Origin of the sequence: Haloarcula pelagica, from assembly GCF_030127105.1 — an archaeon.
Taxonomy (GTDB): Archaea; Halobacteriota; Halobacteria; order Halobacteriales; family Haloarculaceae; genus Haloarcula; species Haloarcula pelagica.
Window position 1 is genome coordinate 2479668 of the sequence record NZ_CP126161.1, and the last position, 26607, is coordinate 2506274.

Annotated in this window: 29 protein-coding genes and 1 tRNA gene; 9 read left to right on the forward strand and 21 right to left on the reverse strand. The window is 64.7% G+C overall.

Annotated elements, in window-relative coordinates; genetic code table 11:
- Position 1: 1 nt before the first annotated feature.
- From P1L40_RS13040 to proS, 7 genes are all read right to left on the reverse strand, one after another.
- Positions 2 to 985: an NAD-dependent epimerase/dehydratase family protein gene (locus P1L40_RS13040; protein ID WP_284007588.1), complete on the reverse strand. Its 984-nt coding sequence runs from the start codon at positions 983 to 985 to the stop codon at positions 2 to 4.
- A 75-nt stretch (positions 986 to 1060) separates the two neighbouring features.
- Positions 1061 to 5620 carry a glutamate synthase large subunit gene (gltB, locus tag P1L40_RS13045; RefSeq protein ID WP_284007590.1) on the reverse strand — a complete coding sequence of 1520 codons (4560 nt, stop codon included), beginning with the start codon at positions 5618 to 5620 and terminating at the stop codon, positions 1061 to 1063.
- A gap of 158 nt (positions 5621 to 5778) precedes the next feature.
- Entirely contained in the window at positions 5779 to 6195 is a 417-nt protein-coding gene (locus tag P1L40_RS13050; RefSeq protein ID WP_284007592.1) for a CBS domain-containing protein, read from the reverse strand.
- Between the two features lie 129 nt (positions 6196 to 6324).
- Positions 6325 to 7581, reverse strand: coding sequence for a Glu/Leu/Phe/Val family dehydrogenase (locus tag P1L40_RS13055; protein ID WP_284007594.1), 1257 nt, complete (start codon positions 7579 to 7581; stop codon positions 6325 to 6327).
- Positions 7582 to 7882: 301 nt separating this feature from the next.
- Positions 7883 to 8554: a DUF2306 domain-containing protein gene (locus tag P1L40_RS13060; RefSeq protein WP_284007595.1), complete on the reverse strand. Its 672-nt coding sequence runs from the start codon at positions 8552 to 8554 to the stop codon at positions 7883 to 7885.
- Between the two features lie 89 nt (positions 8555 to 8643).
- Positions 8644 to 9231, reverse strand: a complete 588-nt coding sequence (locus P1L40_RS13065) for a TetR/AcrR family transcriptional regulator (protein ID WP_284007596.1) — start codon at positions 9229 to 9231, stop codon at positions 8644 to 8646.
- Between the two features lie 146 nt (positions 9232 to 9377).
- Positions 9378 to 10832 carry a proline--tRNA ligase gene (proS, locus tag P1L40_RS13070; protein ID WP_284007598.1) on the reverse strand — a complete coding sequence of 485 codons (1455 nt, stop codon included), beginning with the start codon at positions 10830 to 10832 and terminating at the stop codon, positions 9378 to 9380.
- 86 nt (positions 10833 to 10918) lie between these two features.
- Between proS and P1L40_RS13075 the strand changes: the two genes are divergently transcribed.
- Together P1L40_RS13075 and P1L40_RS13080 are read left to right on the forward strand one after the other, a co-directional pair.
- Complete coding sequence (locus P1L40_RS13075) at positions 10919 to 11458, forward strand: hypothetical protein (protein WP_284007599.1); 540 nt, start codon at positions 10919 to 10921, stop codon at positions 11456 to 11458.
- 2 nt (positions 11459 to 11460) lie between these two features.
- Positions 11461 to 12312 carry a metallophosphoesterase family protein gene (locus P1L40_RS13080; protein WP_284007600.1) on the forward strand — a complete coding sequence of 284 codons (852 nt, stop codon included), beginning with the start codon at positions 11461 to 11463 and terminating at the stop codon, positions 12310 to 12312.
- A 1-nt stretch (position 12313) separates the two neighbouring features.
- On the opposite strand, the gene P1L40_RS13085 is transcribed toward P1L40_RS13080, so the two are convergent.
- Both P1L40_RS13085 and P1L40_RS13090 read right to left on the reverse strand, forming a co-directional pair.
- Positions 12314 to 13036: a hypothetical protein gene (locus P1L40_RS13085; RefSeq protein WP_284007601.1), complete on the reverse strand. Its 723-nt coding sequence runs from the start codon at positions 13034 to 13036 to the stop codon at positions 12314 to 12316.
- Between the two features lie 48 nt (positions 13037 to 13084).
- Positions 13085 to 13567, reverse strand: a complete 483-nt coding sequence (locus tag P1L40_RS13090) for a DUF7984 family protein (protein ID WP_284007602.1) — start codon at positions 13565 to 13567, stop codon at positions 13085 to 13087.
- An 82-nt stretch (positions 13568 to 13649) separates the two neighbouring features.
- Here P1L40_RS13090 and P1L40_RS13095 point away from each other — a divergent pair, with 82 nt between their 5' ends.
- On the forward strand, positions 13650 to 14072 hold the full coding sequence (locus tag P1L40_RS13095) for a disulfide bond formation protein B (protein ID WP_284007604.1): 423 nt from the start codon (positions 13650 to 13652) through the stop codon (positions 14070 to 14072).
- Positions 14073 to 14114: 42 nt separating this feature from the next.
- The gene (locus P1L40_RS13100; RefSeq protein WP_284007606.1) at positions 14115 to 15149 is read left to right on the forward strand and encodes an aldo/keto reductase; all 1035 of its coding nucleotides are present in this window, start codon (positions 14115 to 14117) and stop codon (positions 15147 to 15149) included.
- 16 nt (positions 15150 to 15165) lie between these two features.
- On the opposite strand, the gene P1L40_RS13105 is transcribed toward P1L40_RS13100, so the two are convergent.
- The 3 genes from P1L40_RS13105 to P1L40_RS13115 all read right to left on the reverse strand — a co-directional run bounded on the left by P1L40_RS13105 (position 15166) and on the right by P1L40_RS13115 (position 16666).
- On the reverse strand, positions 15166 to 15969 hold the full coding sequence (locus P1L40_RS13105; protein WP_284007608.1) for an endonuclease III domain-containing protein: 804 nt from the start codon (positions 15967 to 15969) through the stop codon (positions 15166 to 15168).
- Positions 15970 to 16050: 81 nt separating this feature from the next.
- Entirely contained in the window at positions 16051 to 16467 is a 417-nt protein-coding gene (locus P1L40_RS13110; RefSeq protein WP_284007610.1) for a DUF371 domain-containing protein, read from the reverse strand.
- Between the two features lie 25 nt (positions 16468 to 16492).
- The gene (locus P1L40_RS13115) at positions 16493 to 16666 is read right to left on the reverse strand and encodes a hypothetical protein (RefSeq protein WP_284007611.1); all 174 of its coding nucleotides are present in this window, start codon (positions 16664 to 16666) and stop codon (positions 16493 to 16495) included.
- A gap of 333 nt (positions 16667 to 16999) precedes the next feature.
- On the opposite strand from P1L40_RS13115, the gene P1L40_RS13120 reads away from it, so the two are divergent.
- Positions 17000 to 17890, forward strand: coding sequence for a coiled-coil protein (locus P1L40_RS13120; RefSeq protein WP_284007613.1), 891 nt, complete (start codon positions 17000 to 17002; stop codon positions 17888 to 17890).
- A 37-nt stretch (positions 17891 to 17927) separates the two neighbouring features.
- Positions 17928 to 18626 carry a LysE family translocator gene (locus tag P1L40_RS13125; RefSeq protein WP_284007615.1) on the forward strand — a complete coding sequence of 233 codons (699 nt, stop codon included), beginning with the start codon at positions 17928 to 17930 and terminating at the stop codon, positions 18624 to 18626.
- On the opposite strand, the gene P1L40_RS13130 is transcribed toward P1L40_RS13125, so the two are convergent.
- Positions 18621 to 19337, reverse strand: a complete 717-nt coding sequence (locus P1L40_RS13130) for an HD domain-containing protein (RefSeq protein ID WP_284007617.1) — start codon at positions 19335 to 19337, stop codon at positions 18621 to 18623. The genes P1L40_RS13125 and P1L40_RS13130 overlap by 6 nt on opposite strands.
- 435 nt (positions 19338 to 19772) lie before the next feature.
- Between P1L40_RS13130 and P1L40_RS13135 the strand changes: the two genes are divergently transcribed.
- A complete protein-coding gene (locus P1L40_RS13135) occupies positions 19773 to 20501 on the forward strand; it encodes a GNAT family N-acetyltransferase (protein WP_284007619.1) in 729 nt (242 codons plus the stop codon).
- Here P1L40_RS13135 and P1L40_RS13140 read toward each other — a convergent pair.
- Positions 20498 to 20695 (reverse strand): hypothetical protein, encoded by a 198-nt coding sequence (locus P1L40_RS13140; protein WP_284007620.1) that lies wholly within the window; start codon positions 20693 to 20695, stop codon positions 20498 to 20500. The two genes, P1L40_RS13135 and P1L40_RS13140, sit on opposite strands and share 4 nt — an antisense overlap.
- A gap of 90 nt (positions 20696 to 20785) precedes the next feature.
- Complete coding sequence (locus P1L40_RS13145) at positions 20786 to 21040, reverse strand: HalOD1 output domain-containing protein (RefSeq protein ID WP_284007622.1); 255 nt, start codon at positions 21038 to 21040, stop codon at positions 20786 to 20788.
- Positions 21041 to 21367: 327 nt separating this feature from the next.
- Here P1L40_RS13145 and P1L40_RS13150 point away from each other — a divergent pair, with 327 nt between their 5' ends.
- Positions 21368 to 22420 (forward strand): TrmB family transcriptional regulator, encoded by a 1053-nt coding sequence (locus tag P1L40_RS13150; RefSeq protein WP_284007624.1) that lies wholly within the window; start codon positions 21368 to 21370, stop codon positions 22418 to 22420.
- Between the two features lie 9 nt (positions 22421 to 22429).
- Here the strand turns inward: P1L40_RS13150 and P1L40_RS13155 are convergent, their stop codons facing one another.
- The gene (locus P1L40_RS13155; protein ID WP_284007626.1) at positions 22430 to 22732 is read right to left on the reverse strand and encodes a helix-turn-helix domain-containing protein; all 303 of its coding nucleotides are present in this window, start codon (positions 22730 to 22732) and stop codon (positions 22430 to 22432) included.
- 101 nt (positions 22733 to 22833) lie between these two features.
- On the opposite strand from P1L40_RS13155, the gene P1L40_RS13160 reads away from it, so the two are divergent.
- Complete coding sequence (locus P1L40_RS13160) at positions 22834 to 23817, forward strand: DNA-methyltransferase (protein WP_284007628.1); 984 nt, start codon at positions 22834 to 22836, stop codon at positions 23815 to 23817.
- On the opposite strand, the gene P1L40_RS13165 is transcribed toward P1L40_RS13160, so the two are convergent.
- From P1L40_RS13165 to P1L40_RS13185, 5 genes are all read right to left on the reverse strand, one after another.
- Positions 23814 to 24365: a hypothetical protein gene (locus tag P1L40_RS13165; protein WP_284007630.1), complete on the reverse strand. Its 552-nt coding sequence runs from the start codon at positions 24363 to 24365 to the stop codon at positions 23814 to 23816. The two genes, P1L40_RS13160 and P1L40_RS13165, sit on opposite strands and share 4 nt — an antisense overlap.
- A 55-nt stretch (positions 24366 to 24420) precedes the next feature.
- Positions 24421 to 25161, reverse strand: coding sequence for a hypothetical protein (locus P1L40_RS13170; protein WP_284007632.1), 741 nt, complete (start codon positions 25159 to 25161; stop codon positions 24421 to 24423).
- Between the two features lie 191 nt (positions 25162 to 25352).
- A tRNA-Gln gene (locus P1L40_RS13175) sits at positions 25353 to 25456 on the reverse strand.
- A gap of 53 nt (positions 25457 to 25509) precedes the next feature.
- A complete protein-coding gene (locus P1L40_RS13180; RefSeq protein ID WP_284007634.1) occupies positions 25510 to 25944 on the reverse strand; it encodes a metal-dependent transcriptional regulator in 435 nt (144 codons plus the stop codon).
- Positions 25941 to 26423: a ferritin-like domain-containing protein gene (locus P1L40_RS13185; protein WP_284007636.1), complete on the reverse strand. Its 483-nt coding sequence runs from the start codon at positions 26421 to 26423 to the stop codon at positions 25941 to 25943. Before P1L40_RS13185 ends, P1L40_RS13180 begins: the two co-directional genes overlap by 4 nt.
- Positions 26424 to 26607: the final 184 nt, after the last annotated feature.

Sequence of the window (26607 nt, forward strand, 5' to 3'; positions counted from 1 at the left end):
CTCAGCCCGTCAACCGCTCGATCAGCGCCCGTTCGGCGGCTCGGTCCGGGCCGTGCTCCCGCCCCGTTCGGCCGTTCTCGCGGTGTTCTTCGACGGTCCGTTCGAGCGCTCTCGCGTGGCTCGTCGACGACCAGCCCAGCCCCCGGAGCTTCGCCGTCGAGAGCAGATGTGGCGGGCGCCGGTACAGCGGGAAGTCCTCTGGCTCGATCCCCTCGGTCGCGAGTTCGCGGGCGCTCGCCCCGACCGTCTCGACGGTCGTCCCACAGACGCCGGCCAGCAGGTCGATCCACTCGGCGAGCGTGGGGGCGTGCTCGTCGCCGACGTTGTACGCCTCGCCGGCGGTCCCCTCCTCGGCGACCACGCGCAGGGCGCTGGCGACATCCTCGACGTAGACGTGTTGCCAGAGGCTCAGCCCGTCCTGCGGGAGGAGGACCCGGTCGTCGGTGTCGACCCGGTCGACCCAGTAGGCGAACCGCTCGGTGTAGTCGTGGGGGCCGTAGACCACCGTCGGCCGGACGCTCATCGCACGGACGCCGTCGTCGGCCGCCGCGAACACCTCGCGGTCGCCCTCGGCCTTGCGCGGGCCGTACGTCTCGGCGCTGTCGGTCGTCGCCTGCTCGGCCGAACAGTCAGCGAGCGGCGTCTCGTCCTCCCGCTTTGGCGTCCGATCGACGCCGTAGGCCGCGCCGCTGGAGACGTAGACGTACGTGCTGTCGGCGAACACGTCCGTCGCCGTCCGCACGTCCGCGGGGAAGTACGCGACACAGTCGACGACGATGTCGGGATCGACGGCCTCGCGAGCGCGTTCCAGCGCGTCACGCTCCCGACGGTCGCCGGTCACCTGCGTGACGCTGTCGTCGTCCGCGAAGGGGTCGTCGTGGCGACCCCGGTTGAACGTCGCGACATCGTAGCCGGCCGCCCGGAACTCCTCGACAGTGGAGCGCCCGATGAACCGTGTCCCACCGATGATCAGTACGGTAGCCATACCCGGTTCTCGGACGGCGGCGGGAAAACGAGTGGGGTCGTGCGGCCCTCGACGCGCTCGTCCGGCGAGCCGCGATCAGTCGTCGGTCGAGGCCGCGAAGTCCGTCTCCGTGGCGTCGGCCGTCGCGGTGGCCGAGGCCGGCGGTTCGTTGCGCACGTCGTCGCGCTCGCGGTCCGCGATCACTTCGGCGTAGGCGTCGGGCATCACCTTCGTGAAGTTCTCGACGACCGCGTCCCACTCCTCCAGCAGTTCGGCCGCTCGGTCGGAGTCGGTGTAGGCGGCGTGGTTCTCGACGAGGCGGGTGATCATCTGGCGGTCCTTGCCTTCGAGGTCGTCCATGACGGTCACCATGCCGGTGTTCGCTTGCTCGGCGAAGCTCCCGTCGGGATCGTAGACGTAGGCGACGCCGCCGGACATCCCGGCCGCGAAGTTCTTGCCCGTGTCCCCGAGGACGACGATAGCGCCGCCGGTCATGTACTCACAGCCGTGGTCGCCGACGCCCTCGACGACGCCTTTGACCCCGGAGTTGCGGACGGCGAAGCGCTCGCCGGCCCGGCCGTTGATGTACACCTCGCCCCGGGTCGCGCCGTAGAGGGCGACGTTGCCGATGACGATGTTCTCGTCGGCCGCGTAAGACGCCTCCTCGGGCGTGTTGACGATGAGCTTCCCGCCCGAGAGGCCCTTGCCGACGTAGTCGTTCGCCGTCCCGGTCAGATCCATCGTCACGCCGGTCGCGAGGAACGCGCCGAAGGACTGGCCGGCGGTCCCGGCCGCGTCGATCCGGACGGTGTCGTCGGCCAGCCCCTGTTTGCCGTACTCGCGGGAGATCCGGTTCGAGAGCGTCGCCCCGACCGCGCGGTCGACGTTGTCGATCTCGGTGTCGATGGCGACGGGTTCGCCGGTCTCGATGGCCGGCTCGGCGGCCTCGATCAGCTCCCAGTCCAGCTGTGCGTCGATGTCGTGAGTCTGTTCGCGTTGCTTGTAGCGCCCGTCGTCGCCGTCCGGTTCGGCGATGACCGACGAGAGGTCGAGTTTCTTCGCTTTGGGCTGTTCGACATCGTCGCGCATCTGGAGCACACCGGCACGGCCGATCATCTCGTCGATCGACGCAAAGCCAAGGTCGGCCATCAGTTCCCGCAGTTCCTGGGCGACGAAGGTCATGTAGTTGATGACGTGCTGGGGTTCGCCGGGGAACCGGTCGCGCAGCTTCTCGTTCTGTGTCGCGACGCCGACCGGACAGGTGTTCTCGTGGCACTGCCGGGCCATCACACAGCCCGAGGTGACCATCGAGGCGGTCCCGAAGGTGTACCCCTCGGCGCCCAGCAGCGCGGCGACGGCAACGTCCCGGCCGGTCTTCATCCCGCCGTCCGTCGTGATCTTGATGCGCGAGCGCAGGCCGGTCGCCCGGAGCATCTGGTTCGCCTCCGCGACGCCCAGTTCCCAGGGGAGGCCGGCGTTCTTGATCGAAGTCTTGGGCGAGGCGCCGGTGCCGCCCGAGTGGCCCGAGATGTGGACCACGTCGGCGTTTGCCTTCGCGACGCCGGCCGCGATGGTGCCGATGCCGTCCTCGGCGACCAGTTTGACGTTGATGTCGGCCTCCGGGTTGCTCGCCTTCAGGTCGTGGATAAGCTGTTTGAGGTCCTCGATGGAGTAGATGTCGTGCAGCGGCGGCGGGGAGATGAGGCCGACGCCCGGAGTCGCGTACCGGACGTGGGCGATCATCTCGTTGACCTTCATCCCGGGGAGGTGACCGCCCTCGCCGGGTTTCGAGCCCTGTGCCATCTTGATCTGGAGTTCGTCGGCCGAGGCCAGGTAGTCGGAGGTCACGCCGAAGCGGCCGGAGGCGACCTGCTTCGTGGTACACTCCTTCTCGGTACCGAAGCGTTCGGGCGGTTCGCCGCCCTCGCCGGTGTTGGCGTTGGCGCCCAGTCGGTTCATCGCGATGGCGTTGTTCTCGTGCATCTCCGGCGAGAGTGAGCCAAGCGACATCGCCGCCGTCTCGAAGCGCGTGACGATGTCCTCGACTGGCTCGACATCCTCGACCGGGATGGACTCGCGGTCCGAGTCCAGTTCGAGCAGCCCGCGAAGCGTCTGGAGTTGCTCGTTTTGCTCGTTGATGAGCCCGGCGAACTCCTTGTACGTCCCGTAGTCGCCCGTGCGGACGGCCTGCTGGATCTTGCCGACCGTGTCGGGGTTCCACTGGTGGTGGATGCCGTTCGAGCGGAACTCGTACTCGCCCTGGCGGGGCATCTCCGGCTCTTCTTCGCTCCAGGCCACGTCGTGGCGCTGGCGGAGGTCCTCCTCGATGTCGTCGATACCGATCCCTTCGGTCCGGCAGGTCGTCCCCTCGAAGTACTCCGCGATGAAATCGGAGGAGAGCCCGACGGCCTCGAAGATCTGGGCGCCCTGGTAGGACTCGACGGTCGAGATGCCCATCTTGGCCATCGTCTTCAGCAGGCCGTCCTCGACGGCGCCGACGTAGGCGTCGATCGACTGCTCTAAGTCCGCGCCGTCCGGGCCGGCCACGAGGTCCTCGATGGTCTGGTAGGCCAGGTAGGGGTTGACCGCGCCCGCGCCGTAGCCGATCAGCGTCGCGAAGTGATGGACCGCACGCGGATCGCCGGACTCGACGACGAGGCCGACGTGGTTGCGTAGGCCGTTGCGGACGAGGTGGTGGTGGATGCCACCGACCGCGAGCAACGACGGGATCGGGACCCGGTCGTCGCCGGCCGCCCGGTCCGAGAGGACGAGGATGTCGTGCTCCTCGGCCGCCGAGTCGGCGGTCGACCGGAGTTCCTCGACGGCGGTCTCCAGGTCCGTGTCGGGATCGTAGGTCATGTCGAGCACCTTCGTCGACATGCCGTTCGCGTCGGCAGACGACCCCAGCTCCTTGATCGCTCCTGTCTCGTCGTCGGTGAGGATCGGCGAGTCGAGGACGAGCTGGCGGGCGTGGTCGGAGCTCTCGTCAAGCAGGTTACGCTGGAAGCCCAGTCGGGACTCCATCGAGGTGACGAGCTCCTCGCGGATGTAGTCGAGGGGCGGGTTTGTCACCTGGGCGAACAGCTGCTTGAAGTAGGTAAACAGCGGGCGGTTGAACTGCGAGAGCACCGACAGCGGCGTGTCGTCGCCCATCGAGCCGACCGGGTCTTTCCCCTTCTCGGCCATCGGCTCGATGAGGTGGTCGACCTCGTCGTACGTGTAGCCGTACATCGCCTGCTGGCTCCGGAGACCACCGACCTCGCCCTGTGGCGTGTTGTCCGCTCTGTCGGTGATGTCCGCCATGTCCAGTTGCTCCTGATCGACCCACTCGCCGTACTTCTCGTCGGTGATCTCGTCGAACACCTCGGCGTCCGGGATCACGCGCCCCTCCTCGGGGTCGGCGAGGAAACACTGGCCGGGCTGGAGGCGTCCGCGTTCGCTGATCTCGCTGGTGTCGTGGTCGAGCGCGCCGGCCTCCGAGGACATCACGAGCGTGTTGTCCTCCAGCACGTCGTACCGGCACGGGCGCAGCCCGTTCCGGTCCAGCACGGCGCCGATCCGGTCGCCGTCGGTCGCCGCGACGAGTGCGGGGCCGTCCCAGGGCTCGACCAGGGAGGCGTGGTAGTCGTAGAAGTCACGGCGGTCACCGGAGACGTTGTTCATCTCGCCGCGCCACGCCTCGGGAATGAGCATCCGGAGCGCGTGCGGGAGGTCACGCCCGCCCTGGAGCAGCAGTTCGAGCGCGTTGTCGACGCTCGCGGTGTCGGACTGCTCGGGGTCGTCGATGATCGGCTTGATCGTCTCGATGTCCTCGCCGAAGGCATCGCTCTGGATGTCCGTCTCCCGGGCGCGCATCCAGTTGATGTTGCCCTGGATGGTGTTGAACTCGCCGTTGTGGATGATCCGGCGGTAGGGGTGTGCGAGGTGCCACGCGCCCAGCGTGTTCGTCGAGAACCGGGCGTGGACCATCGCGAACGTCGAATCGAGCCGCTCGTCGGCGAGATCCGGATAGTAGTCGGGGAGCTGTTCGGCCGTCAGCAGCCCCTTGTAGACGACTACGTCGGTCGCCAGCGAGACGACGTAGAACCGCTCGTGGCCCGCCGGCTCCTCGGACTCGACCGCGTTCTCCAGCGCGCGCCGGCCGACGTACAGTTGATTGTCGAACTCGGTCCCGGTCGCGCCGGTCTCGCTGGTGACGAAACACTGGACGATCTCGGGTTCGGACTCCAGTGCGGTCTCGCCCAGCCCGTCGTTGTCCGTCGGCACCGACCGCCACTCGACGACCGCGAGGTCCTCGGCGGCCAGTTTCGACTCGACGAGCTGTTTGAGAGCGGCCGCCTCGTCCTCGTCGCTCGGTAGAAACAGCGTCCCGACGGCGTACTCGCCGGGTGCGGGGAGGTCTGCGTCGACCTCCTCGGCGAAAAAGTCGTGCGGTGTCTGCAGCATGATCCCGGCACCGTCGCCGGTGTTCTTCTCGGCCCCCGTCGTCCCTCGGTGTTCGAGGTTCTCCAGAAGGTCCAGTCCGTCCGATACTACCCAGTGGTCGCTGTCGCCGTCGAGGTCCATTACTACCCCGACGCCACAGTTCGACCGCGCGTCCGTGGGGTCCGCGAGCCCGGCCTCACCCGCAGACTCACCCGTAGGTCGCTCAACCATATGTGCATAGGTCTCTGGAAAACGGGCACAAGAGGGTGTCCCTCAAGGTATAAGTGTTCTTAAACCCCAAATTAGGGCATATATATTATGCACGATAATTGCCTATTGTTGTCGGTTCCTCACGGCCCCCGAGGCCCGCTGTCGCGATCAGGATGGGTTCAGGTCGTGACCCGAGTGGGCGACGGCTCCTCGATACCCGAGAGGTAGGCGGTGAGATCGGTCGTCGTGATGATCCCCACGACGCCTTCCGTCTCGTCGACGACGGGGACGTGATGGATCGCGTGGTCGATCATCAGGTCCGCGACGTGCTGGATGGGGTCGTTCGCGGTGGCCGTCACGACCTCGGTACTCATGTGGTCCGCGACCGTCACCGCGCTGGTCCGACCGCCCTGTGCCGCGATCCGGACGAAATCGGTCGAGGTGAGGATCCCCTCGATGTGGTTCTCGTCGTCGACGGCGACGACAGAGCTAATCCCTTCGTCCAGCATCCGCTCTGCGACCGACTCGGCGGACGCGTCCGCGGCGACGGTCGTTACAGGTGAGGACATCAGTCGGCCGACAAAGATATCGTCCATGCGTGTTGATACCAACGCCCGTGGTATAAATTTGTCGGGCTGTTAAATTATTTTATGTAAATACGACGTACGTTCAGTTCGAGAGCGAACCGAAGGGTTCCGTGCCCACGGTCGTGTCGTCGCGGTCGGTCAGGGCCAGATATCGGACTGTTCGGCCGCTTCGACGACGCGCTGGATCGCGACGACGTACGCCGCGACGCGCATGCTTGGGAGGTTGTGTTCCTCGTAGGCCTCGACGAGGGTCTCGAACTGGTCGACGATGATGGCTTCCAGTTCCTCGTTGACGCGCTCCTCGTCCCAGTAGAACCGCTGTCGGTTCTGGACCCACTCGAAGTACGACACGGTGACCCCGCCGGCGTTCGCGAGGATGTCCGGGACGATCAGGGTGTCTTTCTCGGCGAGAACGTCGTCGCCGTCGGGCGTCACCGGACCGTTGGCTGCCTCCGAGATCACGTCCGCCTCGACGCCTTCGGCGATCTCCTCGGTGATCGCGTTTTCGAGGGCGGCCGGGATCAGCAGGTCGACATCGAGCTGGAGGAGTTCGTCGTTCGTGATCTCGGTGGCGGCACCGGGGTAGCCGACGACGCTTCCCGTCTCGCGTTTGTGGCTCTTGGCGTCGACGGCGCTCAGCCCGTCTTCGTCGTAGATTCCGCCGCTGGAGTCCGAGACGGCGACGACCGTCGCGCCGAGTTCCTCGGCGAGTTTGGCGGAGATCCAGCCCGCGTTGCCGTAGCCCTGGACGGCGACGGTCGCGTCCGCGATGTCCTTCCCGAGGTAGTCGAACGCCTCGCGGGCGGCGATGACCGTCGAGCGGCCGGTCGCCTCGACGCGCCCCTCGCTCCCGCCGCTGGAGATGTCCTTCCCGGTGATGACACCGGGTTCGGTCGTGTTTTCGAGGGTCTCGTAGGTGTCTTTGATCCAGTTCATCTCGCGCTGACCGGTGTTCACGTCCGGTGCCGGGATGTCCTGGTCGACACCGATGATCGGGGTCAGTTCCTCGGCGAAGGCCCGCGTGATCCGTTCGAGTTCGTCCTCGGAGTACTCGGTGGGGTCGATGATGATTCCGCCTTTCCCACCGCCAAGCGGGATGCCGACTGTCGCTGTCTTGTACGCCATCCAGCCCGACAGCGCCTTCACTTCGTCGCGGGAGACGCCCGGGTGATACCGGATGCCACCCTTGTAGGGGCCGCGGTCACCGTTGAACTGTGAGCGGTACGCACGAAAGACCTCGATGGAGCCGTCGTCCATCTCCACGGAGAGGTTCGTTTCGAGGATTCGCTCCGGGTTTTTCAGCCGGTTGAGCATGCCCTCGTCGACATCGAGGTACCTCGCGGCCTCGTCTACCTGTTCCTGGAAACTCTCGAACGGGTTGACTGCCTTGCCCATATTTGGACGACTGTCCAGTACAGTACATAAAGTATTCGAAGCTATTCCAACTTTAATAGAAAACTGGCAATAAATGTGGTATAGGAATAGGGTGACGTATGGTCAAAATTATGTACCTTATACACATTATACTCGGCGTCAACCGCGTCGCTCGTCGTTCCGTCGTGATAGCCGCCCAATCTGTCCGCCGTCTTCCGTTTGTATGACTCTGGTCTGACGCCACTTTATATACTATCGGTGGTGACTCTTGCCTGGGGGCATGGAGAAGGTCACACGCTCCCTACCCCACAGTTCTTCCCGACTACGTCGACTCGGCCGGCCCGAACCGCTGTGTGTACGTCCGGCCAAGGTAGACCAGTAGCGGCGTCCCGAGGACCGTCGGCCAGAGCCATCTGGCGACGGCTGGCAGGAAGAGGAAGTTCACGGCCGAGAACGCGGAGACCGCGGCGATGTAGCCGGCGCCCATCCGCGTGACGTGTTGTCCGATCCACTCGCCGGATTCGGGCGGTGTTCCGAACGATCGGAGATCGCCCGCTGCAAACGCCGTCCCCACCGTCCCGAACACCAGGATCACCGGCGCGAACCCGTTTCCGTCGAGATACCACAGGGCACCGACGACGACCAGCCCGACGCTCGCCACGCCGAACAGTCCCAGCGCGACCCAGTCGCGTCGGCCGGGCGCGTCCGTCGGTCGCTTACGCGAGAGGACCCGATAGCCGGAGTACGCGAAGTAGAAACTGAAGATCGCGACCAGCGCGAGAAACAGGCGAAACGAGACCGGCTCGATGACGTACAGGAGCAGCGACGTTCCGGAGACGACCGCCATCGCGTAGACGTAGGCGATCCCGAATCGACGGTGCCGACGCCCGCCCTTGGCGGTGACGAACGCACCGAGTCCCCCGCCCAGTGCGACGAACCCGGCAAAGATGTGCACGCCGAGGGTCAGTTCTTCGATCAGTGAGACCGTGATCATCGTCTCCTCGGTTCCGTGAGCGGGATAATAAAGCTACTGAGTAAGCACTCACTTTTCACCTATGGACGGTACTCACTCCCCGCGCCGGGTCACGCGTCGGCAAGGAGACAGTCGACGTATCCCGACCAGCCGGTCGTGATCGCTTCCCCTACGTCCATCTCCAGTGCGGTGTGGAAGCCGGTCGAACCGTCCGCCGCGGCCAGCAGGAACGCCGCCGTCGCCTCGGGGTCGACTGAGCGAAACACCCCCTGTTCGACGCCGTCGCGGACGATCGCCGTGAGCGTCTCCAGCGTCGCCGACTCCAGGGTCAGCAACGGCTCCCGCAGGGTCTCGTTGTGGGGCGCGTGCGAGAGCAGTTCCATGACGGCGACGTGGACCCCGGCTCCCTCCTCGCCCGGCGACAGGAAGAGGTACTCACAGGCCGCTCGGAGGCGCGTCTCGGGGTCGTCGGTACCGATATCGGCCAGTTCGTCGGCCAACTCTCCCGCGGCGTATTCGAGGAAGGCCGCGATCATCTCGTCTTTCGAGTCGAAGTGGTAGTACAGACCCGCCTCGCTTTTGGGGTACTCGGCGGCGATCTTCGCGGTCGTCAGCCGCGCGTAGCCGTGTTCCGCGAGCGCGGCCCGTACTGCCTGGGCGACTTCCGCCTTGGCGTCGGCCGGCACTGAGTCGGTCATACGACTAAGTGGACGCTCACCACATACCACCTTTTTCATCGTCGGGTTCGCGTCGCCGCTCCGCGACGAGCGAACCGCCCACGTCTTTGATCAGGGGTCGAACGCTCGACTTCGGCACACTCGAACCCACAGTCGAAGACGGTAGGCTAGTAGGACTTCGCGAAGTACGCCGTCTCCTCGCTGTCCTCGCCACAGATGGCACACTCGTCGTGGATGGGTTCCTCGTCCCGGTCCAGGGGCACCATCACGATCTCGGCGGCGATGGCGTCCTTGATCGGCTCCTCACACTCCTCGTCACCGCACCAGCCGGCCTTGACGTAGCCGCCGTGCTGGCCGATCGTCCCCAAAATCTCCTCGCGGGACTCGGCCTCGCGGATCTCGCCGTCCAGCGTCTCCTCGGCGCTTGCGTACAGTTTCGCGTGGACGGTGTCCAGGTGATCCCGTGCTGTCCCGGCGATGCCCTCGCGGTCGACGCTCTCGCTCTCGCCGTCGGGGCGGTGGACGAGCGTCGCCTCCTCGTCTTCGACCTCGTGGGGGCCGACCTCCACGCGGAGGGGGACGCCGTTGAGCTCGTGTTCGTTGTACTTGAAGCCGGGATTGCGGTGTTCGCGGTCGTCGAGGTCGACGCGGACGCCGGCTTCCTCCAGTTCGGCGGCCAGGTCGGCGGCGTACTCGATCACGTCGTCTTTGGTGTCTTCCTGCCAGATGGGGACGACGACGACCTGGGTCGGCGCGACGGCGGGCGGGAGCACGAGCCCCTGGTCGTCGGAGTGGGTCATGATGAGCGCGCCCATCGCGCGCCAGGACAGCCCCCAGGAGGTCGTGTGGGCGGTCGTGTCCTCCTCGTCCTCGTCGGCGTAGGTGATGTCGAACGCCTCGGCGAAGGAGGTCCCCAGGTAGTGAGAGGTCGCGGCCTGGACGCTCTTCCCGTCGGGCATCAGCGTCTCGACGGTCGTGGTGGTGTCGGCACCCGGGAACTTGTCGTGGTCTGGTTTGCGCCCCTTCAGCGGCGGCATCGCCATCACGTCCTCGTAGAGGCGAGCGTACTGGTCCAGCCGGGTCATCGTCTCGTCCCACGCGCCGTCTTCGTCGGTGTGGGCGGTGTGGCCCTCCTGCCAGAGGAACTCCTTGGTCCGGAAGAACGGCTTGGTCTCGGTGGCCTCCCACCGCACCACGGAACACCACTGGTTGAGCCGCATCGGGAGGTCTCGGTGGGAGCGGGTCCACTGCGCCATGAAGGGCGCGATGATGGACTCGCTGGTCGGGCGCACGGCCAGGCGCTCTTCGAGTTCGTCGTGGCCGCCGTGGGTCACCCACGCCACCTCGGGGTCGAACCCTTCGACCACGTCTTTCTCCCGTTCGAGGTACGATTCGGGGATAAAGAGTGGGAAGTAGGCGTTGTCGACGCCGGTGTCCTTGAACCAGCCGTCGAGGTGGTCCTGGATGTGCTCCCAGATGGCGTACCCGCGGGGGCGTGTGACGATGAACCCGCCCATGGGCGCGTAGTCCGCCAGGCCGGCCTTCTGTACCACTTCGGCGTACCACTCGCCGGTCGCGTACTCTTTGGACTCGGTGATACCGAGTTCCTGCTCGCCGCTCATACCCGTACTCTGACACGGGGGGTACAAACCCACTACGCTTCGGCCCGGCACCCACACTGAAGGCCCACGCCCCCGGATTTCCTCGTATGACAGAACGTCACACGAACGGCTCCTCGGACGACGGGACCCGACCGTCACCACTCGACGCCAGTTCCTCGGGGCTGGCCTCACGAGACTACCGACCCCGGACCGGGGGGCCGGAACTGGTCACCTCGTGGCCGCTCGGCCCCGCACCCGGTGCCGACGGACCGGGAGACGCCGACTGGTCCGTCGAGACGGGCAAGTACGTCACGCTCCAGCGCAGTCGGTTCACACTGCCGTACCTGGGCGGCCACGACGACGTACCGCTGTACCTCAACGTCGTCGGGCACGTCTCCGTCGAGACCGGCGCGACGCTGTCGCTGTGGCTCACACAGCGCCACCTCGACGGCGACCACTACGAGACCGAGGTCGACCTGACACGCACCGGCGACCTCCAGACGCCGATGGTCGAGGTCGCGCCCGACGATCCCGACGCGATCAGGGACGGCCGGGAGGTCTACGGTGGGTTCACGCTCAGAGCACGCGTCGAGGACGGGACCGCGACGGTCGATCGGGGGACCGCCGTCCAGCTGTTCTCGGAGTGACGATGCGGGTCGGACTGCTGTTCGACGTTCACGTCACGCGCGGGCAGCGACGGGCCTACGACGGCGCCGAGCGCGCCCGCCGTGGCTGTGCGATCCTCAACGAGAACGGCGTCGACTGGACGCTCCTGGGCGGCGATCTGCGGTCGCTGGCCTCGAAGACGACCGAGCGTGTCGGCTGGGGCACCTGGCACGGCGACGCCGAGGATCAGTACTACCGCAAGGACTTCCGGCGAGTGAAGCGGCTGTTCGACGAGGCGCTCGACGCGCCCTACCGGGTGATCCGGGGCAACCACGACCGTCCGCTGTCGGCGTTTCAGGCGGTGTTCGACGCCGAGGACCACCCGCGGTTCTGGGCCACCCGCGAGGGCGGGGTCCGACACGTCTTCCTCGATTCGAGCCCGAGCGCCGGCTACCACGCGCTGTATCAGACACAGAACTTCGTCACCGCGCCACAGCTCTCCCTGCTGGATCGCCTGTTCGACGCCGACAGCGAGGTACCGACGTTCGTCTACTGTCACACGCCGCTGACACAGTTCCCGGGGCTGGACAACTGGAACCAGGGGCGGACGGGCGCCTATCGGTACACGCTGAACTACCCCGCCGTCCAGCGCCGGCTGGAACGGGGCGAGACAGTGCTCGTCAACAGCGGCCACTACTCCCCGGATCGGGGTCGTGCGACCCACGAAACCGGCGGAGTCACTCACGTTCTGGCCCGTCACTTCGGCAAGAGCGACCCCGAGTACGACGGGGACCTCCGCTGGCTCGACATCGACGCCGACGCGGGCGTGGTAACCGTCCACTACCACGACCTTCGTGACGGCAGCGAGGGCGTGCTCTGTCGGGTCGAGTGGTAGCTCAGGCGCCGATGGTCGTCAGCGAGGCGATCGAGTCGGCGATGCGCCGCTCCATTCCGGTCCCGGTGAAACTCGGCGCGGGGTTGACATCGACGGCGTAGAACTCCTCCTCGCCGCGGACGAAGTCCACGCCCAGTGCGCGTGCGCCGAACTCGTCCAGGAGTTCGCGGACCTGGGCCGCGAGCGTGATATCCACGTCGCCCTCGCCGACGAGTTCCTTCTGCTCGGTCAGTTTCGACCGGGCGGTGAGCACGCGAACGTGGGTCTCGCGGCCGTCGTCGACCGCGTAGTACTTGTAGTCGATCGGCGCTGCTCGGACGCGCTCCTGGTAGAAATCCCCCTCTCCGCCGAGCGTCGGCGACCCGGTCCAGCTGTACCGTCCCTTCGCGACGTACTCGCTCGGCGGTTTCTCGAAGTGGACCGCGGGGACCCGACAGCCGACCGCCTCTAAGGCGTTGAGCGCGACGAGCCGACACGAGAGCGCGGTCGTCGCGAAGAAGCCGTTCCACGTCGGGACGCCGATCCGGTCGGCGTAGTGGAGGGCGGCGAACGACTCCGGCCTGATCTTCTTGTTGACCAGCGCCGCCAGCTCCCCGATCTCGGCGCGTGTGATCCGCTCGCCCGGCTCGAAAAACCGCACGTCGAACCCCCGCGCTGCGAGGCGCTCGGCCACCGGCCAGAACACCGGATGGGTACGCTCGCAGATGAACCCGATCGTATCCATATCGGGCGGTCGAAGGGGGGCGATAAAAAGGTTGGACGGGTTCGCCAGCTACTCGACGGCAAAGGGGCTCGCCCCCTCGCGCCAGGGCCACCCCGGAATCCTGGTCTGGGTGCCCGCCGCGAGGGCCGCATCGAGGTCGTCGGCCCCGGCGGCGTCGCCCTCGCGTCCGTGCGTGTGGACATCCGCGACGTGAAACGTCGCCTCGGCCAGCAGTCTGAGCGGCTGGTCGCCGGCGATCATCGCCGCCAGTTCCCGACCCAGGAGTTCGTCAACCACGAACCCCGGGTAGTCGTCGTCGACATCCAGCGTTCGCAACAGTCGGGTCAGTGCCGCGACGTTGACCGCGCGGTCGCCGTCGGCGAAGACGGCCTCGATGCAGTCGTCGTACTCCTCGACCGAGACCGACGACACGTCGACGCCGAACTGCTCGCCCAACCGACTCCGTGTCTCGTTGACGAGAGGGACCACGACCGGCGCGCGCTCGCGGACCCAGTCGTACTCCGTCCGGACGACCGTCTGTGTGATCTGCATACACGGATATCGGCGGCCGCCGCCTTCGCTGTGGCGCCGCCAGACCGGGAACGCTTTTGACCCGTCCGCCGACAGCACCGGTATGTCCCGCGCCGACGCTGCCCGGTCCCCGCGGCTGTTGCTGACCGTCGCGACCGTCGTGGCTACCGTCGCCACGGCTGGCAGCCTCTTCTTTTCGCTCGGCCTCGGACTGACGCCGTGTCGGCTCTGCTGGTACCAGCGGATCCTCATGTACCCGCTCGTGGTCGTCCTCGGTGTCGCCGCCGTCGAGGAACGACCCGCGGTCGCCCGGACGGTCCTGCCCCTGTCCGTCTTCGGACTCGGCCTGGCGGCGTATCACTCCTGGCTCCAGGTGACACAGACGACGTGTTCGGTCGGCGTCGTCAGCTGTGCCACCGTCCAGTACCGACTGTTCGGACTGTTGACGATCCCGAACCTCTCCCTGCTGGCGTTTTCGCTCGTCACTGGCGGAGTCGCCGCCTGCTGGTGGCAGGCCAGGGAGTGACCGGGGGCAACGGTTTTGCGTCGACCGGCCGTCGGCTCGCACATGGAGTACACACGCCTCGGATCGACGGGGACGACCGTCTCGAAGCTCTGTTTTGGCACCTGGCGCTTCGGCCGCGAGACCGGCGGCGTCGTCGAGACGGACCGTGAGGAGGCCCACGAACTGCTGGACGCGGCCTGGGAACGGGGAATCAACTTCATCGACACCGCGAACGTCTACGGCACGCCAAACGGACTCAGCGAGGAGTACATCGGGGAGTGGCTCGACGACCACGACCGCGAGGACTTCGTCGTCGCCTCGAAGGTGTACTTCCCGTTCGACGGCTGGGGCGAGCCGGGTCCGAACGACTCCGGACTGGGCCGGAAACACATCCGCGCGCAGGTCGAGGGGACCCTGGACCGCCTCGGGACCGACTATCTGGATCTCTACTACATCCACCGCTGGGACGAGCACAGCGACATCGAGGAGACGTTGCGGACGCTGAACGACCTCGTGCGCGAGGGGAAAGTCAACTACCTCGGTGCCTCGACGATGGCCGCCTGGCAGCTCACGAAGGCCCTCTGGAAGTCAGATGTCGAAGGACTCGAACGGTTCGAGGTCACCCAGCCGCTCTTTCACGCCGGCTACCGGGACGACGTGAAAGAGTACCTCGACGTGTGTTCCGATCAGGACATCGCGGTCTGCCCGTACTCGCCGCTTGCGGGTGGGTTCCTCACCGGGAAGTACGAGCGGGCCGACCCCGACGACCCCACGCAGTTCGAGGGGCCCGAGGGCGCCCGCGGCGACATCTACGACTCCTTCGAGGACTACTACCTCTCCGAGCGTGGCTGGCACGTGCTGGACGAACTCCGTGCGGTCGCTGCCGACCTCGACGCCACGCCGGCACAGGTCGCGCTCCGCTGGCTGATCGAACAGCACGACTTCACCTGTGTCCCGATCGTCGGCGCCCGCACGGTCGGGCAACTCGACGAGAACGTCGGCGCGGTCGAGCTCTCGCTCTCGGACGACCAGTTCAACCGGATCGTCTCGGCCCGCTACGCCGACGACGGGCGCCGCTGGGGCCACCGAACGTCCTGACAGGTCTGCGGGGGGTTCAGTCGCTCGCCTCGGCCGGATCGACGACCTCGCCGCTGGCCGGATAGACACCGACCTGGTCGCAGTACTCCGCCAGCGGACAGGCGTCGGGGTCGTCCAGGCAGGCGGGCTTGCGCGCGCGGCAGTACTCCCTCCCGAACTGGATCATCGCGGTGTGGCCGAACCCGCATTTCTCGGCCGGCACGGCCGCTTCGAGGTGTTCCCGGACCGTCTCGTGGTCGGCGTCGGCCGGGGCCAGTCCCATCCGGCGGGCGATCCGGTGGACGTGGGTGTCGACGGGGAAGACGCCGCCCCGGCCGCCCGCGAACAGCAACACGCAGTCGGCAGTCTTCGGGCCGACGCCGTTGAAATCGAGCAGTCGCTCCCTGACCTCGTCGGGGTCGCCGTCCTTGACGAACGTGTCGAACGCCCCCTCGCCGCCGTACTCCTCGCGGATCAGCTCGGCGATGGCGACGATCCGTTCCGATTTCTGGTTGTACAGTCCCGCTGCGGAGATGGTCTCGGCCAGTTCCTGCTGGTCGGCGTCCGCGAGGGCAGCCACGAGGTCGCCGCCGCCGTACCGATCGACGAGCGCGTCGTGGGCCGGTTGGCTCGCCTTGTCGCTGGTGTTCTGGCTGAGGATCGTCCGGACGAGACACTCGAACCCGTCCCGGCCGCCGTAGCGTTTCTGCCAGTACAGCTCGCCGAGCGCGTCGACGACCGCCTCGGCACGGGTCCCGGCGGTGGCGGGGTCGAACCCCTGTTCGGTGCCACCGCCCGCAGCGCCCCCGCTGATGTTGCGTTCCGGTTCGGGATCGTCCATACCCGTTTGTCGGACTCGAAGGGCAAAAGCGACCGGCCGAACCGCCACTCCCGCCGCGGTCCTGAAACCGCGTTCTGACGATCAGGCGTCGACGCTGAGGGTCATCGTGAGGTCGGCACCGGCCGCGAGCGCGTCGACGAGAGCGCGGTCGAGATCGCCGGCGGCGGCGTCCGCCTCGACCATCACGGTCCGATCGTCGACGTAGTCGCTGGTTCGGAGGACGTGGCTGCGGTCGTCCTCGAAGGTCAGGTCCGGGTGGCCGCTCCCTTCGACGACGACGCTGTGGCCGCCGGCCTCGAAGGTCGCGGTGATCGTCGCCGCCCCGTCCTGGCACGCCGCGACGAACTCGCCGTCGAACGCCCCCGGGACGCGGTCGGCCTCGATACCGAGGATGCAGTCCCCGGCGGGGGTGAGGAAGTCGTCGCTGGTGACCTCGAGCGTGCTTCCGTGTTCGGCGCTGACGTTTTCGTGACCGCTCGCGTGGACGACTTCGTTCATACGCGTGCTGGGCCGGCGACGCACTTTAGCGCGCGGACTCGGGGCCGATGACGGTCACTGTCACCGCACCACACGGGCATTCGTAGGCCGCCCGACACCCGCTTTCGGTTCGGAAGACGAGTGCTGGCTCACCCAGCGAACGGTCACACGCCTCGTGCTCACAGGTCGGGGTCCGGAGGTCGTCGAGTTCGTCCAGCATATTCTTCCGGAGGGCCGACAGCTATGTCAATGCGAGCCATCCCCGGAGTGAAAGTGAAAGTGGCGTCTGACACGACCGAGTTTATATATTGTTCCATATCTGTGTCAATACTTCACGCGCCCGTTGCCAGGTGTGTGAGCCGAAACCACGGTATCTGTTGCACCGGAATATTTAAACAACTCCCCCCGGTATGTTGAACTACCAGAACGCTTCCGCGTTCAGGCAGTATCGCCTTCCGCCCAACATGAGAGGGAACCCTTGTTATTGGCGTCAGCCCCTCACTAGCGGATCGACTGTCTATCCGGAAGCGGTGATGGCATAGAGGTTTCAACAATGGCAGACTCGATAGACGAATCGAAAAACGTCACAGTAACCGAAGAGGATCTCGAAAACAAATCGAAGGGCGAGCTCATCAAACTCGCCGGTCAGCTCCGCGACCGACGCAACGAGCTGAACCAGATGGCCTCCGAGCGGGCCTCCAGCCGCGACGACCTGAACGCGAAGACGCGCGAGAAGGTCGACGAGGCACAGGAACACCGCGAGGAGCGCGACGAGCTCAACGAGCAGGTCCAAGAGCACAAGGACAAGCGCAACGAGCTCAACGCGAAGGCCAACGAGCTGTTCGACAAGGTCGACAGCCTCAAGAACGATCTCGAACTCGACGAGGGCAAGTCCGTCGACGAGCTCAAAGACGAGATCGAGGACCTCGAGTTCAAGCAACAGACCGAGGTGCTCTCCTCGGAGGACGAGAAAGAGCTCATCGAGAAGATCGAGGAGAAACGCGAGAAACTCCAGGAGAAGACGGAGAAGCTCGATCAGACCGACGACCTCGAAGAGCTCAAGGCCGAGGCCGAAGAGGTCCGCTCGGAAGCCTCGAAGCACCACCAGAAAGTCACGGAACTGGCCGACGAGGCCCAGAAGCACCACAACCAGATGATCGAGGCCTACCGCGAGGCCGACGAGATCCGTGACGAGGCCGACGAGAAGCACGAGGAGTTCGTCGAGGCCCAGGAAGCCGCCGACCAGCACCACGAGGACTTCGTCCGCGTCCAGAAGCGCCTGCGCGAACTGGACAAGAAAGAGGAGAAACAGGAACGCTCCGCCCGCGAGGAAAAGCAGGAGGCCGCCAAGGAGGAGGCCGAAGAGATCTACCAGAAGTTCAAGGAAGGCGAGACCCTCGACACCGAGGACCTGATGAAGCTGCAGAAGGCCGGCAAGCTGTAATCTGCGACCACTGTTCTCTCGATTTTCCCGACTGTAGATGTATCTCTGGACTGTTCCGGTGCTCGGCGTTCTGACACTCGTTCCGACAGCCGCCGGCGGCGTGTTGTTCGGCCTCGCGCTGGCGGCCCCGCCCGGACCGATGAACGCGGTCATCGCCGAAGAGAGCGCGGTACGTGGGTGGCGCGCCGGGTTCACCGCCGGCCTCGGTGCGATGACCGCCGACGCGTGTTTCTTCGTGTTGGCCCTCCTGGGCGCCGCGACGATCGTGACGGACACGCCCGGACTCAGGCGGGTGATGATCGCCGGCGGCGGCCTCCTGATGCTCTGGTTCGCCTACGGCGCCGTCCGGGAGGCAAACACCCTCTCGACCGCCGAGGCCGACGTGGCCGAACAGAGCCAGGGGTTCCGGAAGGCGTTCGTGCTCGCGCTGACCAACCCCTATCAGGTCGCGTTCTGGCTCACCGTCGGTATCGGCCTGCTAGAGGACGGGAGCGTGGATGTCCTCGCGTCGCTCCCGGTCGTCGGGACGGACCTGGCGGGCCTGTTGGTGGTCCAGACGGGCCATCCCGTGTTGCTCGCGGGACTGTTCGGCGGCATCGCCGTCTGGATAACGGGGTTTCCGGCGGCGATCACCGCTGCTCGGCGGCGTGTCGAACGGCTCGCACCGGTCGTCGCGTGGGCGAGCGCGCTCGTGCTCGCGGGATCGGGTGTGTTGTTCCTGTTCGAGGCGCTATGAGTCGCCCATCCCGGTCGCCACGTCGTCCAGAGCGTCGTCGGCGTCCATCTCGGCGACCTCCAGTTCGAGCCACTCCTGGAACCAGCGGGTGCGTTTGAGCCGTTTGTGGACGATCGACTCGGCGGTGTCGCTCTCGACACGTTCGCGTGCGTCGTAGCCGCGTTCGATCACCCGGTCGACCATCTCGGCGGCGTCCATGTGCGTGCGGGCCTCGTAGCCCATGCGCAACAACATGAGCGCCGTCCCGTTCGCGCCGACCTTGTCGAGGATGTCCGCCTCGATGAGACACTGAGTCTCCAGTGGGAGGTCGGTCAGGTCACCCTGATAGGAGTGATCGGCGACGGCTGCACACACCTGTTCGACGAACGATTCGGGGTAGTCGCCGTGTGAGTGCAGATACTCGCGGGCGATACGCGCGCCGGCTTCGGCGTGTACGTCCTGCTCGGCCTCCAGTTTCGCGATGTCGTGAAACAGTGCGGCGACTCGCGTCACGTCGACGTTTGCACCCTCCTGACGGGCGATCTTCGTCGCCAGGTCGACGACGTTGAGGATGTGGTTGAACCGATACTCCGCCGAGTGCCAGGGGTACCATCGCATCCGGCCGCCCTCGTCCTCGTTCTCGACACTGGCAGTCAGATAGTCGTGGACGAACACCTGCATGGCTTCGAACTCCTCGTCCGAAACTGGTGACTCCCTAATTTCGACGCCCACAGAACCACCTCCGCCGACAGATTCCGATATTCATCTTATAGCTAGGAAGGCACGTTCGACTCTTTAGCGTTACGACAGGCTCATGTCTTCGGCGGGACGGCAGGCGCTGTCGACTGATCGGTGACAGCGACACGTAAAACCGCGCGGGTACCGAAACGCACGATGGTTGAGCGAGCGTGGTACCCTGACGACAAGTCGGACGGACAGGCGGTACAGCACAACCTCTGCCTCGATGGTGTGTCGCGGGCAGCTGTGTTCCTATCTGTTCACCTCCACGTCTATTCGAAGCAACTCTGTCCAGATATATAAGGCTTTCTCGGACGAAAACAGCACAATATAATGAAATAGTGGACGTACTAGTTTTCCGACGCTGTCGCTCTCCGGACGGGGGTGGCGGGCTGTACGTTTATACCGATCCATACCGACGATTGACACATGGATATCCGACCAGCAGAACCCGCAGACAGACCAGCGATCAGGGACGTGGCACGGCGATCGCTCCAGGCGTCGTACTCCCTGGGGCCACAGGCTATCACCAGCGCCATCGAGGAGTGGTACGACGAGGGGCGACTCGCCGAGACGCTGGCCGACGGCGATCGACTCCTGCTCGTCGTCGAACGGGACGAGCAGGTCGTCGGCTTCTCCGAGAGCGTCGTCGCGGCCGACGACACCGGCACGCTCCTGTGGATCCACGTCGACCCGGCACACCGGGGCGAAGGACTCGCCTCAGAACTGTTCGACGCCACGCGGACTCATCTGGAGCAGCGGGGCGCATCTAATCTCCACGGTCGCGTCCTCGAAGACAACGTCGAGGGCAACACGTTCTACACGGAGCGTGGGTTCGAACACGTCGGCACGGAACAGGTCGAGATCGACGGCCGCACCTACGTCGAGAACATCTACTCCGAGGCCGAACAGTGGGGCCGCGAACCACTCGACGACGGGAACGGTCGGACCGTCTACGTAGACCACGACAACCACGAACGAGGGTCTATCGCGCCGTTTCAGGTGGTCTTCGCCGACGAGACGGGCGAGGATAGATACGGCTACTTCTGTAGCAACTGCAACACGCTGGCCAACGCGATGGACTCGATGGGGCGCATCGAGTGTGACAACTGCGGTAACGTCCGGAAGCCGCTCCGGTGGGACGCGGCGTACCTCTAGTCGCCGGTGTCGTCGAACGCCGACGGCGGCTGTGCGGTGGCCTCCCGACGTGCCGGTTCGAGGACCAGCCGGTAGTACAGGCCAAACAGCACCAGGGCCACACCGACACCGACGAGGATATCGCCGGCCGGGAAGCCGGTCGTCAGGTGAGCCGGCACGAACCCGCCGTCGATCGGGATGTGCAGGTGCTCCATAGTCGCGTGTTCGATCTGTCCGGACAAAAACCCGGCTCTCCGTTCCCGGAGGATGAAAACCGCGGTCGGTACCGACGCCGCCGTGTGGTGCTACAACGCCGTGTCCGGTTCCTGGATCGGATCGCTGACGCGGATACTTTCCGGCCCGCCGACTGTGATCCGGTACCCCTGGTAGGTGAACTGGACGACTGTCTCGCCGTCGGTCTCCTGGCTTCCGAACAGCGTCGAGAGCGCGTCCGTATCGATTGCTGCGTGTAGGGGTGGGTCGAGTGATACCGGGTCGACACCCTCGCGCGCTGCCACCCGGTCGACGACCGCTCGCACTACCATCTCTCCGGAATCCATGAGCGACAAGTCGGTACCCTGATATATAAACTCTCGTCGATCCCAACTGTTCACCACCGACAGTGGTGAACGATTCTGCCGCGTAGTCCGGTCGTGTTTAGTTAAGTGAGACTCGGCACTCCAACGGTCGGCGACTGTCCGAGGCCACGGCCCGCTTCAGCCCGCCGGACAGTCCCGGTCCCGGTTTCTGACCCGCTGCACGTGCTTCTGTGAAGAGATATATCGCCCGTGATCCGACCGAAACTATTTGCATACGCGGAATCGGTCACCACTATGGACTCGCTGTGGCGTGCTGTTTCCCACCAAGGTCAGTCGGGGGTGTCGTAGATGGACGACAACCTCGTCGAGTCGCTCCGCGAGATCGGACTGACCGAGTACCAGTCCCGGAGCTATATCGCAGTCGTGACGCTGGGAACAGCCGAACTCACGCACCTCGCGGAGGAAGCCGAGGTCCCCGTACAGCGTATCTACGATGTCGTCGACGACCTCCAGCAGGTCGGCCTCGTGGAAGTCCACGAGGGGAGCGACGCGAAGCAGGCCGTGGCGGTCCCACCGAAATCGGGCCTGACGGCGCTGAAACGCCAGCGGGTCGCCCAGTTCGAATCGACGTTCGAGACGGCCACCGACACGCTCTCCGAGCGGTTCGCCGAGGTCACGACTTCTGCCGGGTTCGTCACGTCTCTCACACACGAGGCGTCGGTCCGGCGCCACGTGGCCAGCGCGATCGAGAGCGCGGACTGGTGGCTGTTTCTCTCGCTGCCGCGTCCGTGGTATCAGGCTGTCGAGGCGGAACTCGACGCGGCCCTCGACCGCGGCGTTACCGTCCGTCTGGTGGTCCAATCGCCGGACCGGGCGGCGATCGAGAACCTCGCGTATCCCGACGATCTTCAGGTCCGCTATCGGACCCGCGCAGACACGATCGTCGCTGCCGACCGTTCGTACGGTGTGTTTCGCGGGGTCGGGGTTCCGTCGATGGACCGCCAGGCGCTCGCGACCGACGACGACAATATCGTCGATATGCTTCGCCGGTACGGCGAGCAGTTCTGGCTGGGATCGCCCCCGATCCAGACCGACTACACGCTCCCGATGCGGTTCCTGACGCCCTGGCAGGCACTGACGGCACTTTCTGCGTCGTTCGAGGACGAGACGACCCTGACCGCGACGGTCGAGGGCCACGAGGTCGATACCGGCCAGCGCGACACCTGGACGGGGACCATCGGTGACTACACCGTCGATCCACCGGGACTCGAAGGGACGGCGATCCTCCCGGACATCGTGCAGTTCGAGATCGAAACCGACGACGGCACGCTCACCGTCGGCGGCTGGGACGCGACGATCGAAGACATCGCTGCCCACGGGTTCGAGATCGACTTCGCGTGAGGGGCGAGTTCACCGTCGTTCGAAGCTCGTACCGTCGCTTAGCATCCCGTTTTCGTCCATAAACTGTAGCGCGTCGTCGCCTCGGTCGGTGATGGAATACAGTCGTCCGCGTTTCGTGTCGTCATCGACGACGAGGTCGATAAGGCCGCGCTCGCGGAGCGTACCAGCGGCCTCGCTGATGCGGCTATACTCCTGCCCGGTATCCTCCCGTATCTGTGCAGGGATCGCCGCCCCCTCGGCGAGTCGTCGAAGCACCATCGTACGGTGCGGTGACCGTACAACGAACGACGCATCGTCCTCAACCTGACCCATCTTACTGACGAGATAGCTCCTCTAACACATGAGAATACTTATGTTTTAGCTCAAAATACTTACACTTTTGTGACAAACAGAAGGATAGAGCCTAAGACGCTATGAGCGAGATGACTCAAACGATGGGATATGAGCTCTACCAGGGCAACTCTTTCGGAGTCTTACCCGAGGAGTTCGAGGACAACTCGGTCCATGCTATTGTGACCGATCCGCCGTATGGTGTCGTAGAGTTCGAAACAGCGAATGTCGAGAAAATGCGTGAGGGAACCGGTGGTGTCTGGCGGATTCCTCCCGAACTGGACGGAAACAAGCGCAAGCCACTCCCTCGGTTCACGACACTCACGGCGGACGACAAAGACAAGCTTCGAAACTTCTTCGAGACGTTTGGAGAAGCCGTCGAACGTGTTCTTCGTCCGGGTGGGCATGTCTTTCTCGCGACGACGCAGTTACTGATGCACGAGGTCTCAAAGCAACTGGACGCAGCAGGGCTGGAGCGGCGTGATGTTCTTGTCCGTGAGACGAAGACCCTCCGAGGCGGCGACCGCCCGAAAGGCGCGCACGACCATCCCGAGTATCAGAACGTGTCGTCGATGCCACGCGTTTACTGGGAGCCGTGGCTCCTCTACCGCAAACCGTTCGACGGGCGTTTAGACGACAATCTGTCGGAGTGGCAAACGGGCGGTCTCCGGCGTGAATCTGATGATCGGCCCTTTACAGATCTACTCGGAAACGGAAAGACTCCGAAAGAAGAGACAGAAATCGTCAAGGACGCCCATCCGGGCGACGAGGAAGAGCGGGTCGCCCATCCGAATCTGAAGCCCCAGAAGCTGATGCGGGAGCTCTGTCACGCCGCGCTTCCCCTTCGTGAAGGGACAATTCTCGATCCGTTCATGGGAAGTGGATCGACTGTCGCGGCAGCCCACGCACTCGGCTACGATGCGGTCGGAATCGAACTGGACGAAACTTTCTATCAGATGGCAGAGGAGGCTATCCCTGAACTCACAAAAGTGCCGACAGAGATCGAACAGCGAGACGACGTGACGGCACACCGTACCGAGTCGCAATCACTCTCCGATTTCAGTTAGGGTTCGAACTCGGCGACGACTATCTCTCGCTCACGCAGGTCCTCGTAGTCATACATCCAGGCTGTCACGCCACTGTCCCAGTCGTCCCACTCCATATCTGGTTCCAATCCGTCGTTCTCGATGGCGTCGACGAACGCGGCCAAATCGACGATCCGGAACCACTCCACGTCGTCATCGGGTATCTTCATCCGAGTGGCGTACTTCGGCACGATGTCCCACGGGTCAGCTTTTCGCAGCTTGTCCAACTCTGACGGAGCTGTCGAACCCGTCTCCACCCGAATGTCGAATCTCGACGCCCGCTCGTTGAAATGGTTCCGGTGATTCACCCCAAAAGCAGGAGAGTCGAACGTGTCCACGAGATAATCTATGCCGGAGTAGTCCATGATCTGGCGTATCGCCTTGTTCTCGGCGAAGTTGTCGAACGCTTCCTCGCCTTCGACAGCCGTGACGTTTCTCGCCTTGAATGCGTCTTTCAGCACCGACCGAACGATCTCGTCTGCCGCTTGACCCTGTTTGAAACGCGCCTCGTCGAACTGATCGCCAAACATTCGTCCGTCATCATTCCCGTTCATTGCTACCGTTCATGGAACTGCGGTCCTTCCATCAGTTCTCACCCTGTGTCGTCTGCTCCGTCACGTACTCCGGGTGTTCGTCTGCGAAGGTCGGATCGAACTGCGCGTGCCGTTGCTTGTATTCGACTAATTCCTCACCGCGGCCCGTGATAGCCGCGGGATCTTCGTACACCGGATTCGACCGGAGCTTGTACATCCCCGACGAGATGATAGACGACGTGATCGTCCGGCGCGAGTCATCGTTCCGGCCCGAATGAGACCAGTCGTCCTCGTTCAAACTCCCGGCGAGAACCTGCACCAACCGGATCGGATCCATTTCGTCAACGTCGTCTTCAGGGTCGCCGCGCTCGTAGCGGAACACGATGAACCACGCCTCCTCGTTGTTGTGGGCCTGCCAGCCGCCGTTCGACTTCGAACACTTCGTTTCGATACCCTCCTCACCGTGGTGCACCTCGTAGTCCTGTTCAGCGTACTGTTCGTTGTCTACCGGGAGGATGTCGGGGAACCCATCCTGTTTCTGATTGATTATGAGTGTATCGCTGGCCTGTGCCAGTTCCTCGGTCGCTACGTTACCGATGAAGTCCGAGAGTGCGTTGTTCGCCCGCAGAACAGTTTCGATGCGTCCGTGTCCTTCCCGCAGCAGGAACTGATTCAGGTCGCCGTAGAAGTCGTAGAACTCCTTGATAGCTGCTCGGACCTCGCCCGGTTCAACAGCGTACGGGAGGTCCGCGTTCGGATTGAACCAATCCTCGTTGAACTTAGGATGCTGCACAAATCTCTCTGATTGATCGTTGAAACATGTACCGTAATACGGAATAATTCGATTTATTTACACTCTCTTGCGGAGTGCAACGGGGAACTCGTCCCTCCGAGCGGATTCGAACCGATGCGAGACTCGCTTCGCTCCTCTCGTAGGGTTCGAATCCGCAGGGACGACTCCCGCTCACTTTCGTTCGGGAGAAGTAGTCCCGGGCGGATTCGAACCGCCGTCAAGGGCTGTCTTCGACGCTCGGGTGATCCCGACCGTCTCCAAAGGCCCTTATGATTGGCCACTACACCACGGGACTCCGTCGTTCGACAGAAACACAAATCCCCGGAACGCACTTGAACGCTTCGAGTATCAGTCGCTGATTACTTCGGCTTCCGTCTCCAGCAGGCCACAGACATCGTCTTCCGCGTCGAAACAGTCCGGACACTGCGGCTCCCGGTCGATGATCGTATCGAGGCGTTCGGCGACGGTCTCGTCGATGACGCCTTCCAGCTGTTTGGCTTCGGTGCGGAACTCCTCGACTTCGAGCACTTCGACGAGGAACCGCTCGATGATACAGTAGTTCTGAAGCGCGTCTCTGGCCTGTTTGATGCCGTCGTCGGTCAGATCGACGCCCTTGTACTTCTCGTGCTCCAGGAGGCCCCGGTCTTCGAGCTTCCCGATCATTTCGTTGGCACTGGCGGGGCTCACGTCGAGTAGGTCGGCCACGTCGCCGGTCGACGCCGGGCCGTCGGACTGGTCCTGGACGAGGTAGATCGCTTTCAGATACTGGGCTTGTGTGTTCATCCGTGGTCCTCCATCAGTTCGGTGACCTCCTCGACGCCGTCGGCTTCTTCTTCGCGGATCTCTCTGAGTACCGTCAGCAACCGCTCACGGTCGATACTGAACTCGGCGTCGGAGGTCTCGATCGCCTCGATGAGATCGTCGTAGAACTTGTAGGCGGTCTCCTCGTTGCACAACTGGTCGTAGAGGATCCCGTCGAAGTCCTCGTCGGTCTCGTACTGGGCTTCGACGAGCATTTCGATCTCGTCGAACGGAACGGTATCGGCGTCCAGCTCGTCGACGAGTGCTTCGAGGCGTTCGCGGTGGTCGGCCGACTCGGCGGCGGCGTGGTCCAGCAACTCGGCCACTGCCGGCTCCAGTGGCTCGTCGCTGGCCCGCGCGTGCTTCTGCGAGCGGGCCTCGACGACCTCTTCGAGGACGACGCCGATCTGGAGGAGTCGGGTGAGCTGGTGGTCCGAGGCGATCGGCGCCTGCAGACTCACACTGATCCCTCCGGCCGGTGGTCACGTGCCGAAACGGTCATAATCGCCCTTCGGGGAGGCGTCGACTTAAGCGGTTCCCTGTTCCGGCCCGAGACGTGGACGGTTCCACGGACGCTGGGGACGATCGCACCTCGCCGTGAGTGAACGCTATGGCCCGAAACCGGCGGGATCCCGGCTCGTACCG